Origin of the sequence: Streptomyces sp. NPDC091209 (genome assembly GCF_044757755.1) — a bacterium.
Classification (GTDB): domain Bacteria; phylum Actinomycetota; class Actinomycetes; order Streptomycetales; family Streptomycetaceae; genus Streptomyces.
On the sequence record NZ_JBIVVR010000001.1, the window covers coordinates 1,072,592 to 1,087,310 of the forward strand.

Below are 14,719 nucleotides of genomic sequence, written 5' to 3' on the forward strand. Positions count from 1 at the left end.
CCTCGCGTCGCGGTGCTCCGCGGACCGAAACGGGTCCGCCGCTTGACGCACCGCGCGGAAGGAACCGCCATGCACGCGCCGCACACGGTGGCATCGCTGCTCGCCGCCAAGGGGATCACGAGCCACATCGCCCCCATGGACCTGATCACGCGAGGCGCCCTCGACGTCATAGCCCTGCTGATCCTGGTCGGCTGGCTCTACCGGCGCCGCCGCAGCGCGCAGGAGATGCCGCTCGTCCTGACCGCCCTGAACATCGGCCTGTTCGCCGCGATGAGCGCGATCAGCGCGGGCAAGTTCCCGACCGGGGTCGGCTTCGGCCTGTTCGGCATCCTCTCCCTCGTCCGGCTGCGCAGCGCGGCGTTCACCCTCCGGGATGTCGCCTACACCTTCGCCGCTCTGGTCATCGCGCTGTGCAACGGGCTGCCGCAGCGCGCGAGCTGGCTCGCCATCGCGCTGGACATCGTCGTGCTGGTGGCGGTTCTGCTGGTCGACGACCCGCGGACGTACAACCCGACCCGCGTCGTCAAACTCACCCTCGACCGGACCTACGCCGACCAGGCCGACATCCTGTGGGACGTCGCGGCACGCTTCGGCCGGGTGCCCCTCGCGGTGGAGGTCGACGAGGTGGACTACGTGCGCGAGACGACACGGGTCGCGGCCCGCTTCCCCGTGGACCCGGGGCAGCCCGCACAGGCCACCGAGATCTCCGCGCTCACGGAACCCGACGTACCGGTGGCCCAGGAAGCCGGGAGCATCCAGTGACCCCAGCGGCTTCCTTCGCCGGCGCGCTCGGGCTTTTCGCGCCGCGCGGAGCGACACTCGCCGAGGTCGACGCGGCCGCGGCCCTGCAACACCGCACCGACCGCAAGTACCTGGTCCCCCTCGGCCTCGCCCGCCGCCTGGTCGAGCGGTTGGCCGACGGTCACCGGGTCCTGGACCTCGACGGCCGCCGTACGACCAGCTACCACAGCACCTATTTCGACACCCCTCAGCTCGGCGCGTGGCGCGCCCATGTCCAGGGGCGCCGCCGCCGCTGGAAGGTGCGTACCCGTCTGTACGCGGAGGACGGGCTGTGCCGGGTGGAGGTCAAGACCAAGGACGGCCGCGGCGCGACGGTCAAACACGCGCTCCGTGCCCCGGCAGCGGAGTACGGCCGGCTGAGTGTCCAGGCAGCGGGGTTCCTGGACGAGGTGCTCGCCGGATCATCGATCCCCGTCCGCGCCGCCGACCTCGTCGCCACCACGGAGATCCGCTACGTCCGCGCCGCGCTCGCCGACCTCGACCACGGCACCCGCGTCACCCTCGACGGCGTCCTCACGTGCCACGACGGTGACCGCTCGGCCGCCCTCGACCCGGACTTCGTTCTCGTCGAGACCAAGGGTGGCGTCCGTCCGGCCCCCGCCGACCGCATGCTTCTGGACCTCGGCGTCCGGCCGGTCTCTCTGAGCAAGTACCTCGTCGGCCAGGCCCTGCTCACCCCGGGCCTCCCCGACAACGACGTACGCCGCCTCGCCCGCACCCGCTTCCGCACCGGCCCGCAGACCACGCCGGGCCCGCTCCTCGAAGGGACCCACGCCGCATGAGCGTCTTGCGCAACATCAGGTGGCCGTACGCCGTGATCGCGGTCATCGCCGTCGCGGTGGCCTCCATCGGCCTGCTCCGTCCGCAGCTCGCCTCCGTCGTCACCGGCGGACCCGGGTCGACCGCTGTCATCGGGCAGAACCCACCGCCCACGCTTTTCGCAGACGTGGAGATCACACCTCTCGGCAAGCAGGTCGCCGCGCAGCGCACGAAGGCGGACACCCTCTTCGCCCAGTGGACGGCCCAGCACGGGACGACAAGGGACGACACGGCGTTCGTCTCCTGGGCCGCCCAGCAGATTCCCGCGGCTCCCTCGGCCACGGCCCGCACCGCCGAACTCCACCAGGTCCAGGATCTCGCCAAGACCCGTACCGCCGCCGGGAAGAAGGCCGCGACCTGGCTGGAGCTCTACGGCAAGAAGGACATCTGGAAGCTCTACCAGCACGACCAGCGTGAGCTCGTTCCCGCCGCCAAGGGCGCGGACCAGAAGGCCCGGCTCAAGTCGGCCCTGAGCCTGGCCAAGACCGTCAGCGACCAGCTCGCCGCACGGGACAAGCAGCCCGCCCCCTTCGTCCTCGACCCGAGCCTGCGCCCCGACAAGCACATCACCCCCGGCGCCAAGGGCCCGTACTCCTACCCCTCCCGGCACGCCGCCCGCTCCGCCGCCGCGGTCACCCTGCTCAGCACCTTCGCCCCGCACCGCACCGAGGACTACCGGTGGATGCAGGACGAGGTCGTCTACTCCCGCGTCTACATGGCAGGCCACGTCCCCAGCGACATCCTCGCGGGCACCCTGCTCGGAGACCTGATCGGCGACTACGAGGCTGCGGTCAAGGGAACCTGACGCAGCGGGTGGGATCGTGCGCGGCAGGCATCACGGGTCCGCCCGGCCTTCCAGCACCAGCGGGGCCGTCGTTGACGACCGCGCGAGGAGAGATGCGGCGGCTTCGACCCCGCCGACACGCACATACGTCGTCGGCAAAGGGGCCGAAGGTCTCGCCCACCCGCAGCACAACCACCGCGGGCCCGGTCACCGGGAACCCGACACCGGGTTCCCGTGTCGGGCCGGGCGCTCGCCCAGCGGACAGGGTGTCGCGGAACACGGTCGCGAAGGCCCTGTCATCTCCGGTGCACTCCCGCTCCGGTCACCGAGGTTCTGGGCATCCGGGTGGACATCGCTATTCCCAGGCCCTTCGATCCACTGCGCTACGACGCGGCCCGCGCCGAGGCCGATCCACGTGCCGCCGTGCTCGCCTTCAACGAAAGCGCCTACCAGGCCGGGGCCGGATGCGCCGGATGGAATACTGCGCCGCTCGCGTGCCCGGCGGAATCACGGACCCGGTCCGTCGCTCCTGACGAATTCGATCAGGAGTACAGCACAGAGCAGTGGCGAGGTTTCGATACCGGTGCACGCCAGGATGCCCTTGGCACGGCTTCAAGGGCTCGCTCTCTCTTCCTGATTCGGCGTCGACGTGATCCCTGTACGGCTCCGATGAAGCCCGCCAACGCTGACGTTGACGGGCCCGGGCGGCAATGGAGTGCGCTCATTTACGGGGCGGTGACCACGTCCACGTTGGCGACCTTGGCGCAGATGGCGTACGCCCTGAGCTTGCCTGGGGTGTTGGGGTCCATGTTGGTGGCGTAGGCCCACCACTGCTGGTTGCCATTCGGGAAGCTGGAGACGAGCTTGTAGTTCTGGGTGTAGGCGTTTCCGGATGTCACGTTGGCTCCGCCACCCGTGAGCGTTTCCCCGGCGGGGCAGCTGGCGGTGGCCGCGGCGTTGCCGGCGAAGCTGCCGGTGGCCGGAGGAATCGTGACCTCAGCCCCCTGCACGATGTGCAGATCCGAGTTGGCCTGCGCCAGCCCGGCCGTTCCGAACACCATCGCGACGGCCGCGGCGGCCACGAGAGACTTCTTGAGCACAGAATTCTGTTTTCGCTAGGTCAGGTGGGAAAGCTCGCCGCCTCTTGAGTGAGCTTGCCATAGGCATATCCGAGCACTTCGGAGAACCTGACACGCTTCGCGAGAGGATCATCCGTTCGACGTACACGTTTTCGCCCAACCCGGCCGTGGTGCCTTTGCGGGTGATCATCAGGGCAATTCTGGCCAGGCAGGGGCTCCCGGCGCCCGACTCGATCTCGCCGAAGGCGCAGAGGGGCCAGAGCCCAAGGGCCAGCCCGCGCTCGTGCGGGCACTTGATGACTGGAGCAACTCGTAACTCAGCCACGCAAAGCACTCCCCGGCGTCAAGGCCAGCGGCTTACTCGCCGACGAACGCCAGCGAGCCCCCTTCCCGTTCAGGAAAGGGGGCTCGCGGCCACACAGTCACGTACAGCCCGATAGGGACCTCGGACCCACTCCACCTCGGAGACAATGTGCTGCGAAGCCTCAAGGCCCGGCAGCGGTGTCCGAGAGGGCGTTAGCGACGCCGACGGGCGAGGGACCGAACCGCAGACCGCAGCCACGGCAGTGGCCACCTCGTCATCGCTCACCCCGCCGACGCCCGATCACCCGATCGAGTGCCTCGCTCACATCAGTGGCTGTGACCGCTCGGCGTCGACGCCCCGTTCTTGACCGTCAGCGGCAGCAGCTTCTTGCCGGTCGGGCCGATCTGGATGCTGGTGTCCATCTGCGGGCACACGCCGCAGTCGAAGCACGGGGTCCAGCGGCAGTCCTCGACCTCGGTTTCGTCGAGGGAGTCCTGCCAGTCCTCCCAGAGCCAGTCCTTGTCGAGGCCCGAGTCGAGGTGGTCCCAGGGCAGGACCTCCTCGTAGGTGCGCTCGCGGGTGGTGTACCAGTCGACGTCCACGCCGAAGTCGGGGAGGGTCTTCTCGGCGCAGCGCATCCAGCGCTGGTACGAGAAGTGCTCGCGCCAGCCGTCGAAGCGGCCGCCGTCCTCGTAGACGGCGCGGATGACGGAACCGATGCGCCGGTCGCCGCGGCTGAGCAGGCCCTCGACGATGCCGGGCTTGCCGTCGTGGTAGCGGAAGCCGATCGAGCGGCCGTACTTCTTGTCGCCGCGGATCTTGTCGCGGAGCTTCGTGAGGCGGGCGTCCGTGTCCTCTGCGGAGAGCTGCGGCGCCCACTGGAAGGGGGTGTGGGGCTTGGGGACGAAGCCGCCGATGGACACCGTGCAGCGGATGTCGTTCTGGCCGGAGACCTTGCGGCCCTCGGCGATCACGTTCATCGCCATGTCGGCGATCTGCATGACGTCGTCGTCCGTCTCCGTCGGCAGGCCGCACATGAAGTACAGCTTCACCTGGCGCCAGCCGTTGCCGTAGGCGGTGGAGACGGTCCGGATGAGGTCCTCTTCGGAGACCATCTTGTTGATGACCTTGCGCATGCGCTCGGAGCCGCCCTCGGGGGCGAACGTCAGGCCCGAGCGCCGGCCGTTGCGGGTCAGCTCGTTGGCCAGGTCGACGTTGAAGGCGTCCACGCGGGTGGAGGGCAGGGAGAGGCCGATCTTGTCCTCTTCGTACCGGTCGGCCAGGCCCTTGGCGATGTCGCCGATCTCCGAGTGGTCCGCGGAGGACAGCGAGAGCAGGCCGACCTCCTCGAAGCCCGTCGCCTTGAGGCCCTTCTCCACCATCTCGCCGATGCCCGTGATGGAGCGCTCGCGCACCGGGCGGGTGATCATGCCCGCCTGGCAGAAGCGGCAGCCGCGCGTACAGCCGCGGAAGATCTCCACCGACATGCGCTCGTGGACGGTCTCCGCGAGGGGCACCAGGGGCTGCTTGGGGTACGGCCACTCGTCGAGGTCCATGACGGTGTGCTTGGACACGCGCCACGGGACGCCCGACTTGTTCGGGACCACGCGGGCGATCCGGCCGTCGGGGAGGTACTCGACGTCGTAGAAGGCCGGGATGTAGACGTTGCCCGTCTTCGCCAGGCGGAAGAGGACCTCTTCGCGGCCTCCGGGGCGGCCCTCCGCCTTCCAGGCGCGGATGATCTCCGTCATGTCGAGCACGGCCTGCTCGCCGTCGCCGATGATCGCCGCGTCGATGAAGTCGGCGATCGGCTCGGGGTTGAAGGCCGCGTGACCGCCGGCCAGCACGATCGGGTCGTCGAGCGTGCGGTCCTTGGACTCCAGCGGGATACCCGCCAGGTCGAGGGCGGTCAGCATGTTCGTGTAGCCCAGCTCCGTGGAGAAGGACAGGCCGAACACGTCGAAGGCCTTCACCGGGCGGTGGCTGTCCACCGTGAACTGGGGGACCCGGTGCTCGCGCATCAGCGCTTCGAGGTCCGGCCAGACGCTGTAGGTGCGCTCGGCGAGGACGCCCTCGCGCTCGTTCAGTACCTCGTAGAGGATCATGACGCCCTGGTTGGGCAGGCCGACCTCGTAGGCGTCGGGGTACATGAGCGCCCAGCGGACGTCACAGGCGTCCCAGGGCTTGACCGTGGAATTGAGCTCTCCGCCGACGTACTGGATCGGCTTCTGCACATGCGGGAGCAGAGCTTCGAGCTGTGGGAAGACCGACACGGCGGTTTCGGCAGGCATCTCGCGAACCTTCGTGAGCTGATGGGGGTGACCATCTAGCGTAACGCGACCGGAGCCACCCGCCGCACCGCCGGACGGACATCGGGCCCCGGCCGCCTCCCGGCCCACGGCAGCCCCGTCGGCCCCATGAGCCCCGTCAGTGCCCGTCAGTGCCTGTCGGACCCGTGGAACCTGCCGGACGTGTCGGACCTGTAGACCTGTCGGACCCGTCAGACCGCCGCCTGTGCCTCGATCGCCTCCCAGGCTCCCGGGAGCGCCGCCTCGGCCACCGCCGCGCGCTGTTCCTCGCGGCCGTAGAGCACCCCGTAGGTGAACGAGCTCTCCCCCGCCGCGTGCGCCAGCGCCGAGAGTTCCCGCAAGGCCTCGCGGGTCATCACGCTGTCCTGGTGGTCGCCGAGCAGGCTTTGCAGGGACTTCATCGACTTGACCAGGCCGGCGGCCGGTCCGCCCAGGGCGGGGGCGGCGGCCTCGGCGGCGTAGCGGGTGCGCTTGGCCTTCTTACGGGCCTCGTGCATCGCGTGGTCGCGGTCGGCGCCCGGCGGGCGGTCGAGGGCCTGGACGACGAGGTCGGAGACCTTGCCGAAGTCCTTGCGGACGGCTGTCGCGATCACCTTCGCGGGGTCGCCCGCGGCCGCCTTGAGCAGGGGCGGGTCGCTCACGAGCGCGTCGACCGCGGTCAGCAGCGCCATATAGCGCTTTCCGTCCAGGACGGCGATCAGGCGGCGCCGGGAGCCGCCGTGGCGGGCGTGCGCCCAGGTGCGCAGCCGGGTGCGGACGGGTCCGGAGAGCAGGGTGCGGGGCAGATGGCCGAGGGCCTCGGTGAGCCGCTCGGTGAGGACTTCCTGGTCGCGGTCGACGCCGAGCTCGCCTGCCAGCCATTTCAGCTCGTCGCCGATCGGGTCGGTGACGGCGCGGTCGAGGATCTTCCCGTACGAGCGGAAGGTGCTGCGCATCCGGCGGGTGGCGACGCGCATGCTGTGCACGGAGTCGTGGACGTCGCGGCGGACGGCCGGATCGAGTTCGACCATGGCGTCGTACTGGGCACGGAGGTAGGCGAGGACGTGGTCGCCCGCGGTGACCGGATCCTTCTCGGGGGCGGGCTTCTTGGCGCGCTTCCCGGTCTCGCCCAGCGCCTTCGCCAGTTTGGAGGGGGAGGCGGAGCGGTTCAGGCCGGCTCTGCGGAGTTTCTTCTCGACCTTGTCGAGGAAGGCGGGGTCGCCGTCGTCCGCGAGTTCCACCTCGATCTCGGTCCATACGGCGGTGCCCTTGCCGCCGCTGAGCCGCTCCGCGCGGACCCGGTCGAGGCTGACCTCGGCGAGCAGGGCGCCGGAGCCGTCGACGAGGTGGCGGATGTCGCGGGCCGACCGCAGGCGTACGAGGGGGACGAGCTCGGCTTCGCGCACGCGGGAGCGGACGAGGCCGGACAGTGCGCGGGGCACGGTGTCGGAGAGGGGGGCCTGGATCTCGTCGCGTACGCCCTCGGAGACGGGGAGCTTGAGGTGCCAGCCCGCGTCGGAGCCACCGGTGCGGCGGCGCAGGGTGAGGGAGGCGGCGGCGAGGCGCTGGTCGGGTGTGTCGTAGTAGGTCGCGTCGAGTTCGGCGACGCCCTTGTCGACGACGCCCGCGACTCCGGGGACGCCGCTCAGGTCCGGCAGGTCGGTGTCGCCTTCGGCCGCGGAACCTTCGTACTTACGCTCGATCTCGCGCTTCGTGTCCGCCATGACCCGAATCTAGACGCGTTTGCGGGCCGTGGGCAGTACCCGATCGGCCCCGGCTTGGCCGGAGGCCGTCTTTTCCCGTTGGGCCGGGTGTCACCTCGTGTTCTCCGAGGCGGCACCCGGCCATCGGCGCTCCAAGGCGGTCCTAGGCGGACATCGGGCGTTGCACTCTGATCGACTGCAGGAGGCCGATCGCCACCCAGACCGCGAACATGGAGGATCCCCCATAGGACACGAACGGGAGGGGCAGACCGGCGACCGGCATGATCCCCAGGGTCATGCCGATGTTCTCGAAGGCCTGGAAGGCGAACCAGGCGATGATCCCGGCGGCGACGATCGTGCCGTAGAGCTCGGTCGTCTCGCGGGCGATGCGGCAGGCGCGCCACAGGACCACGCCGAGGAGGAGCAGGATCAGGCCCGCGCCCACGAAGCCCAGTTCCTCGCCGGCGACCGTGAAGACGAAGTCCGTCTGCTGCTCGGGCACGAACTGGCCGGTCGTCTGCGAGCCGTGGCCGAGGCCGGTGCCGAAGAGGCCGCCGGAGCCGATGGCGATACGGGCCTGGTTGGTGTTGTAGCCGACGCCGGCCGGGTCGAGGTCGGGGTTGGCGAAGGCCGCGAAGCGGTTGATCTGGTACTCGTCGAGGACGTGCAGCCGCCAGGCGGCGACGGCCCCGAGGGCGCCCGCGCCGATGAGGCCGAACACCCAGCGGTTGGAGGCGCCGGAGGAGAGCAGCACACCGAGCACGATCACGACCGCGACCATGATGGTGCCGAGGTCGGGCATGAGCATCACGATCATCATCGGAACGGCGGCGAGGCCCAGTGCCTGTACCACCGTGCGGTGGTCGGGGTACGGCTTGTCGCCCGCGTCCACCCGTGAGGCGAGCAGCATCGCCATGCCCAGGATGATCGTGATCTTGATGAACTCGGCGGGCTGGAGCGAGAGACCGCCCGCGACGAGCCAGTTGCGCTGGCCGTTGATCGTCGCGCCGAGCGGGGTCAGGACCAGCAGGATCATGAAGACCGAGAAGCCGTACAGGATCGGCACGGCCGTGCGCAGGGTGCGGTGGCCGAGCCAGATCGTGCCGATCATCAGGCCGATGCCGATGCCGGTGTTCATCAGATGGCGGATGAGGAAGTAGTACGGGTCGCCCTGGTTGATCTCGGTGCGGTTGCGGGTCGCCGAGTAGACGAGGGCCGAGCCGATCAGCGAGAGCGCGACGGCCGACAGCAGTATCGGCCAGTCGAGCCGGCGGGCGAGCGAGTCGCGGGCGAGCAGACGGGTCCAGCCCGCGCGCTCGGGTCCGTACCCGGAGACGGAGAAGTTGTTGGCTCCGGTCATGTCAGGATCCTCAGCACCTTGGTCGCCGCCGTCGTCATGTCAGGATCCTCTTCCCCCGCCTCTTGGGCGGGTGGGCCGTCCGCCTTCGGGTGACGCGGTTGCCGGCGCTGGGTGAGGCGGTGGTGCCGGCGGGCAGGTTCGGGTCGGTGGTGCCGTTCTTGGGGGCCTGGCTGGCCTGCTGGTCCTTCGCCGGGTCCTTGGAGATGGCCGGGGCGTCGATCGAGCCGTCGGTCTGGATCTTCGGCAGGCTCTTCTGCGGGGTCGGCAGGAGGGCGGCCTTCTTGTCGATGGCTCCGTCGGCGGAGACTCCGTAGAGGGCGTTGTAGATCTTGCGCACGGCCTCACCGGACGCTCCCGAACCCGTACCGGCCTGGGAGATCGTCATGATGATCGTGTAGTCCTTGGAGTATGTGGCGAGCCAGGACGTCGTCTGCTTGCCGTAGACCTCGGCGGTACCGGTCTTGGCGTGCAGCGGGATCTTGTCCTGCGGCCAGCCGCCGAACTTCCAGGCGGCGGTACCCCGGGTGACGACACCCGCGAAGGCCTCGTTCATGCCCTTGAGGGTCGCCTTGCTGACCGGCAGCTTGCCGTTCACCTTCGGCTTGATCTCCTGGACGCTCTTGCCGTCGGCGCTGACGATCGCCTTGCCGATGGTCGGGGCGTACAGGGTGCCTCCGTTGGAGACCGCGGAGTAGATGGCGGCTTCCTGGACCGGGGTGACGAGGGTGTCACCCTGTCCGATGGAGTAGTTGATCGAGTCGCCCTCGCGCATCTTGTTGCCTTCGAGGCAGTTCTCGTACTCGATCCGCTGGACGTAGGTGCCGCCCTTCTTGCCGTTCTTGCACCAGGCGTCCTTGTTGGCCTTCCAGTAGTTCAGCTTCCACTTGCGGTCCGGGACGCGGCCGGTGACCTCGTTGGGGAGGTCGATGCCGGTCTCCTGGCCGAGTCCGAACTGGTGGGCCGTCTTGTAGAAGAAGTCCTTGGGGGTCTTCTTCGGGTTGATGCCGCCGTCCTTCTTCCACTCGTTGTCGGCGAGTCCGTAGAAGACGGTGTCGCAGGAGACCTCCAGCGCCCGGCCGAGCGAGATCGGGCCGAAGCTCTCTCCCTCGAAGTTCTTGAAGACCTGGCTGCCGACGGAGTACGAGCTGGTGCACGGGTAGTGCCCGTCGAAGGCGTATCCGGCCTGGACCGCGGCGGCGGTGGAGACCACCTTGAACGTCGAACCGGGCGCCGACTGGCCCTGGGTGGCCCGGTTCAGCAGCGGGTAGTTGGACTTCTTGCCGGTGAGCGCGGTGTAGTCCTTGCCGGAGATGCCGCCGACCCAGGCGTTCGGGTCGTACGTCGGCTGGGAGGCCATGGCGACGACTCGGCCGGTCTTGGCCTCCATCACCACGACCGCGCCCGAGTCGGCCTTGTAGTTCTCGCCGGTGATCTTGTCGAACTGGGTCCGGGCGACCTTCATCGCGTCGTTCAGTTCGTATTCGGCCACGCGCTGGACGCGGGCGTCGATGCTGGTGACGAGGTTGGCGCCGGGCTCGGCCTTGTCGCTCTTGGCCTTGCCGATGACGCGGCCGAGGTTGTCGACCTCGTAGCGGGTGACACCGGCCTTGCCGCGCAGCGCCTTGTCGTACTCGCGCTCCAGGCCGGAGCGGCCGACCTGGTCGGAGCGCAGGTAGGGCGAGTCGGTGTCCTTGGCCTTGGTGATCTCGTCGTCGGTGACGGGCGAGAGGTAGCCGAGCACCTGCGCGGAGTTGGCCTTGCCGGGGGCCGCGTAGCGGCGGACCGCCTCCGGCTCGGCGGTGATGCCGGGGAAGTCCTCGGAGCGCTCACGGATCTGCAGGGCCTGGCGCGGGGTGGCCTTGTCGGTGATGGGGATCGGCTGGTAGGGCGAGCCGTTCCAGCAGGGCTGCGGCGTCCTGGCGTCGCAGAGGCGGACCTTCTGGATGACGTCCGCGGCCTTGAGGCCCAGCACGCCGGCGAGCTTGGTGAGGACGGCCTTCCCGTCGTCCGCCATCTTCAGCAGGTCGGTGCGCGAGGCGGAGACCACGAGCCGGGTCTCGTTGTCGGCGATCGGAACGCCCCGCGCGTCCAGGATCGAGCCCCGTACGGCGGGCTGGACGACCTGCTGGACGTGGTTGCCGGACGCTTCCTTGGCGTACTGGTCGCCGTTGCGGATCTGGAGGAACCAGAGGCGTCCGCCGAGGGTGCCGAGGAGGGAGAGTACGAGAATCTGGATGACGACGAGCCGGATCTGGACCCGTGGGGTCCGACCGGTCTCGGGGATGTTGGTCATGGGCGCAGCCCATCCGCTGGAAGGGTGGTGGTGGGCGACGGGTGGGCGTTGGTCACTGGTGCTGCCTCCCCCTCTCAGTGTGCGTACGAGTCATACGAGTACACGGCGAACCTGTGCGCCCTGACACCGCCGTCGGTCAAGTCCCGCGATCCGTGCGGCGCTTGAGCCGTCGGCCGGACGGCGCTCGTCGCTGTCGTCACAGCCGCTTGACCCCCTTGATGCGTCCGGCGCGGGCGACCCGCGCCTTGGCCGCCTTCGCTCGCAGACCGCCGCGCTGGCTGCCGATGCGCAGACCGGTGCCGCCGGAGGACAGCCAGCCCGACGCGACGTCGGCCGCCTTGGACGCCGAACCGCCGTCGGCGAGCGGATCGTTCTCGGCGCGCCGGGCCAGCGCCATCAGCACCGGGACGACGAAGGGCGCGAGCAGCAGGTCGTAGACGGCCGCCGTGAGGAGCAGACTGCCGAGCCCGACATGGCGCGCTGCGGTGTCGCCGACGAGGGCGCCGACACTCGCGTACAGCAGGGTGGAGCCGATCGCGGCGGCGACGACCACGGCCATCGGTCCGGTCGCCGATTTGAGGCGGCCGTTGTCCGGTTTGGCCAGGCCGGCGAGATAGCCGATGACACAGAGCACCAGGGCGTAGCGCCCGGCGGCGTGGTCGGCCGGCGGTGCGAGGTCGGAGAGCAGACCGGCGCCGAAGCCGATGAGCGCGCCGCCGACATGGCCGTAGACCAGGGCGAGGGCGAGCACGGTCAGCAGCACCAGGTCCGGGACGGCGCCCGGGAGATGAAGTCGGGCAAGAACGCTCACCTGGATCACCAGGGCGACGACCACCAGGGTGACGGAGAGCAGCATCCGGTTGAAACGCATGGGATTCGGCTCCTCCTGCTACTGCTGCTGGCCGAGGACGGGGGCGCTCGCCGAGGGGGTGACCGTCACGGTCACGGTCGGCGTGGGCGTCGGTCGGGGTTTCGGTGGCAGCACGGTGTCGCGCGGGTCGCTCTTGGGTGCCGCGACGACGACACCGACGATGTCGAGCCGGGTGAACGAGACGAACGGTGTCACGTAGATCGTGCGGGTCAGGTCGCCGCCGGACGGGTCGACCCGGGAGACGACACCGACGGGCACGCCGGGCACGAACGGCTTGTCGGCCTGCGAGCCGAAGGTGACCAGCCGGTCGCCCTTCTTGATCTTCGCCTTGGCGTTGAGGAGTTCGACGCGCAGCGGGCGGTCGCCCTGGCCGGAGGCGAAGCCGAGTTCGTCGGTCGACTCCATGCGCGTGCCGACGGTGAAGTCGGGGTCGTTGGCGAGCAGGACGGTCGCGGTGTCCGGGCCGACGGTGGTGACCCGGCCGACCAGTCCGTCGCCGTTCAGGACGGTCATGTCGCGCTGGATGCCGTCGTTGGCGCCGACGTCGATGGTGACGGTCCAGGAGAAGCCCTGGGCCGCCCCTATGGCGATCACCTCGGCGCCCTTGATGCCGTACTGGCCCTCGCCCGCCACCTTGATCATCTTGTCGAGCTGCTTGAGGCGGCTGCGGTTGCGGTCGTTGCTGCCGAGCCTCGCCTTCAACGCCGCGTTGTCGTGCTCCAGTTGGGCGATGCGATCATGCCGTCCGCCCGAGTCGCGGACCGCGGAGATCGCGTTGCCGACGGGGTCGACCGCGGACGACACCCCGTTCTCGATCGGGCCGAAGACCGTCGCGGCGGCCTGGCGGGCACCGTCGACCGGTGAGTCCTGCCCGCCGCGGATGTCCACCGTGATCAGTGCGAACGCGATGGCGATCAGCAGCACCAGGAGCAGCCGGCTCTCTCGTGTGTCCCTCACGTGCGGCGGCCGTGCCTTCCTCGTCGTGTTGGGTCAACAGGGGCGCACCCTGGGCGAAAAGGAGGCCCACGGTGCGATGAGGCTGGGGTGTGGCGGGGGAGCTGTCATGGGGAGGTTTTGACTCTTATGTCGCAGGAGTTTATGCCTCCATACCAACGATCCGCCGCACGAGAAGGGGTGATCTCGTACGGCGGAATCGAAGTGTTACTTCATCTGCGCGGCTGGGCGTCCAGAACCTGCTGGAGCGCCTCGAACTCCTCGACACACTTGCCGGAGCCGAGCGCCACGCTGTCCAGCGGGTCCTCCGCGATGTGGATCGGCATGCCGGTCTCACGGCGCAGTCGCTCGTCCAGGCCGCGCAGCAGGGCTCCGCCGCCGGTCAGAACGATTCCGCGGTCCATCACGTCGCCGGAGAGCTCGGGCGGGCACTTGTCGAGCGTCGTCTTCACGGCGTCGACAATGGCGTTGACCGGCTCCTCGATCGCCTTGCGGACCTCCGACGCGGAGATGACGACCGTCTTGGGCAGACCGGACACCAGGTCCCGGCCGCGGATTTCGGTGTGCTCCTCGGTGTCGAGGTCGTACGCCGAACCGATCGTGATCTTGATCTGCTCGGCCGTCCGCTCACCGAGGAGGAGGCTGTACTCCTTCTTGATGTACTGGATGATCGCGTTGTCCAGCTCGTCACCCGCGACGCGGATGGACTGGGCGGTGACGATGCCGCCGAGCGAGATGACCGCGACCTCCGTGGTGCCGCCGCCGATGTCCACCACCATGTTGCCCGTGGCCTCGTGGACCGGCAGGCCGGCGCCGATGGCCGCGGCCATGGGCTCCTCGATGATGTGCACCTGACGGGCGCCGGCCTGGGACGACGCCTCGATGACGGCACGGCGCTCGACGCCCGTGATGCCGGAGGGCACGCAGACCACGACACGGGGGCGCGCGAGGTAACGTCGCTTGTGGATCTTCAGGATGAAGTAGCGGAGCATGCGCTCGGTGATCTCGAAGTCGGCGATGACGCCGTCCTTCAGCGGGCGCACGGCAACGATGTTGCCCGGCGTCCGCCCGATCATCTTCTTGGCTTCCGCGCCCACCGCGAGGATCCCGCCGGTGTTGGTGTTGATCGCGACGACGGACGGCTCGTTGAGTACGATCCCTCGACCCCTGACGTACACCAGCGTGTTGGCGGTCCCGAGGTCGACAGCCATGTCACGGCCGATGAACGACATTGAGTTCCCCATCAGGATTCGTCTGGCCTTCCCAAGTGGAGCTTTGACGGCTTTTTAGGACGGCGAGGTTGGTGCAGCGACGTGAACGCTTCCATCGTAGACGCGCCTGCACGAACACTGCGCGAGGGTCTTCGCCATTGTCAGCAGATGGCGGACCGACTCGCTTGTGGAGACGGTCCATCGGGGTCACGCGTTCCCTCGATCAGAGCGCATATGCCACGGGACGGCCGG

The 14,719-nt window shown here is 69.2% G+C and carries 12 protein-coding genes; 4 read left to right on the forward strand and 8 right to left on the reverse strand.

Annotated features, from left to right (window positions below):
• The first annotated feature begins 69 nt into the window (after nucleotides 1-69).
• The 4 genes from ACIQRL_RS04685 to ACIQRL_RS04700 all read left to right on the forward strand — a co-directional run bounded on the left by ACIQRL_RS04685 (nucleotide 70) and on the right by ACIQRL_RS04700 (nucleotide 3,226).
• A complete protein-coding gene (locus tag ACIQRL_RS04685; RefSeq protein ID WP_401326963.1) occupies nucleotides 70-762 on the forward strand; it encodes a DUF4956 domain-containing protein in 693 nt (230 codons plus the stop codon).
• On the forward strand, nucleotides 759-1,583 hold the full coding sequence (locus tag ACIQRL_RS04690; protein ID WP_401326965.1) for a polyphosphate polymerase domain-containing protein: 825 nt from the start codon (nucleotides 759-761) through the stop codon (nucleotides 1,581-1,583). The genes ACIQRL_RS04685 and ACIQRL_RS04690 overlap by 4 nt, the downstream gene beginning before the upstream one ends.
• A complete protein-coding gene (locus tag ACIQRL_RS04695; protein WP_401326967.1) occupies nucleotides 1,580-2,425 on the forward strand; it encodes a phosphatase PAP2 family protein in 846 nt (281 codons plus the stop codon). The genes ACIQRL_RS04690 and ACIQRL_RS04695 overlap by 4 nt, the downstream gene beginning before the upstream one ends.
• Nucleotides 2,426-2,827: 402 nt before the next feature.
• The gene (locus ACIQRL_RS04700) at nucleotides 2,828-3,226 is read left to right on the forward strand and encodes a hypothetical protein (protein WP_401328094.1); all 399 of its coding nucleotides are present in this window, start codon (nucleotides 2,828-2,830) and stop codon (nucleotides 3,224-3,226) included.
• On the opposite strand, the gene ACIQRL_RS04705 is transcribed toward ACIQRL_RS04700, so the two are convergent.
• From ACIQRL_RS04705 to ACIQRL_RS04740, 8 genes are all read right to left on the reverse strand, one after another.
• Nucleotides 3,130-3,504, reverse strand: coding sequence for a hypothetical protein (locus ACIQRL_RS04705; protein ID WP_401326969.1), 375 nt, complete (start codon nucleotides 3,502-3,504; stop codon nucleotides 3,130-3,132). The two genes, ACIQRL_RS04700 and ACIQRL_RS04705, sit on opposite strands and share 97 nt — an antisense overlap.
• Nucleotides 3,505-4,113: 609 nt before the next feature.
• Nucleotides 4,114-6,078, reverse strand: coding sequence for a TIGR03960 family B12-binding radical SAM protein (locus ACIQRL_RS04710; protein ID WP_401326971.1), 1,965 nt, complete (start codon nucleotides 6,076-6,078; stop codon nucleotides 4,114-4,116).
• Nucleotides 6,079-6,287: 209 nt separating this feature from the next.
• Nucleotides 6,288-7,799, reverse strand: a complete 1,512-nt coding sequence (locus ACIQRL_RS04715; RefSeq protein WP_401326974.1) for a CHAD domain-containing protein — start codon at nucleotides 7,797-7,799, stop codon at nucleotides 6,288-6,290.
• Nucleotides 7,800-7,941: 142 nt separating this feature from the next.
• Nucleotides 7,942-9,138, reverse strand: a complete 1,197-nt coding sequence (rodA, locus tag ACIQRL_RS04720) for a rod shape-determining protein RodA (protein WP_401326977.1) — start codon at nucleotides 9,136-9,138, stop codon at nucleotides 7,942-7,944.
• Between the two features lie 34 nt (nucleotides 9,139-9,172).
• Nucleotides 9,173-11,431 carry a penicillin-binding protein 2 gene (gene mrdA, locus ACIQRL_RS04725; protein ID WP_401326979.1) on the reverse strand — a complete coding sequence of 753 codons (2,259 nt, stop codon included), beginning with the start codon at nucleotides 11,429-11,431 and terminating at the stop codon, nucleotides 9,173-9,175.
• Between the two features lie 196 nt (nucleotides 11,432-11,627).
• Complete coding sequence (gene mreD, locus ACIQRL_RS04730) at nucleotides 11,628-12,302, reverse strand: rod shape-determining protein MreD (protein ID WP_401326981.1); 675 nt, start codon at nucleotides 12,300-12,302, stop codon at nucleotides 11,628-11,630.
• A gap of 18 nt (nucleotides 12,303-12,320) precedes the next feature.
• The gene (gene mreC / locus ACIQRL_RS04735; RefSeq protein WP_401326983.1) at nucleotides 12,321-13,259 is read right to left on the reverse strand and encodes a rod shape-determining protein MreC; all 939 of its coding nucleotides are present in this window, start codon (nucleotides 13,257-13,259) and stop codon (nucleotides 12,321-12,323) included.
• A gap of 209 nt (nucleotides 13,260-13,468) precedes the next feature.
• Nucleotides 13,469-14,488 (reverse strand): rod shape-determining protein, encoded by a 1,020-nt coding sequence (locus ACIQRL_RS04740; RefSeq protein ID WP_355851969.1) that lies wholly within the window; start codon nucleotides 14,486-14,488, stop codon nucleotides 13,469-13,471.
• Nucleotides 14,489-14,719 lie beyond the last annotated feature (231 nt).

Coding starts and splice junctions, on each gene's coding strand:
- ACIQRL_RS04685 (WP_401326963.1), top strand. CDS start 70: ATGCACGCGCCGCACACGGTGGCATCGCTGCTCGCCGCCAAGGGGATC.
- ACIQRL_RS04695 (WP_401326967.1), top strand. CDS start 1,580: ATGAGCGTCTTGCGCAACATCAGGTGGCCGTACGCCGTGATCGCGGTC.
- ACIQRL_RS04710 (WP_401326971.1), bottom strand. CDS start 6,078: ATGCCTGCCGAAACCGCCGTGTCGGTCTTCCCACAGCTCGAAGCTCTG.
- ACIQRL_RS04715 (WP_401326974.1), bottom strand. CDS start 7,799: ATGGCGGACACGAAGCGCGAGATCGAGCGTAAGTACGAAGGTTCCGCG.
- rodA (WP_401326977.1), bottom strand. CDS start 9,138: ATGACCGGAGCCAACAACTTCTCCGTCTCCGGGTACGGACCCGAGCGC.
- mrdA (WP_401326979.1), bottom strand. CDS start 11,431: ATGACCAACATCCCCGAGACCGGTCGGACCCCACGGGTCCAGATCCGG.
- mreD (WP_401326981.1), bottom strand. CDS start 12,302: ATGCGTTTCAACCGGATGCTGCTCTCCGTCACCCTGGTGGTCGTCGCC.
- ACIQRL_RS04740 (WP_355851969.1), bottom strand. CDS start 14,488: ATGTCGTTCATCGGCCGTGACATGGCTGTCGACCTCGGGACCGCCAAC.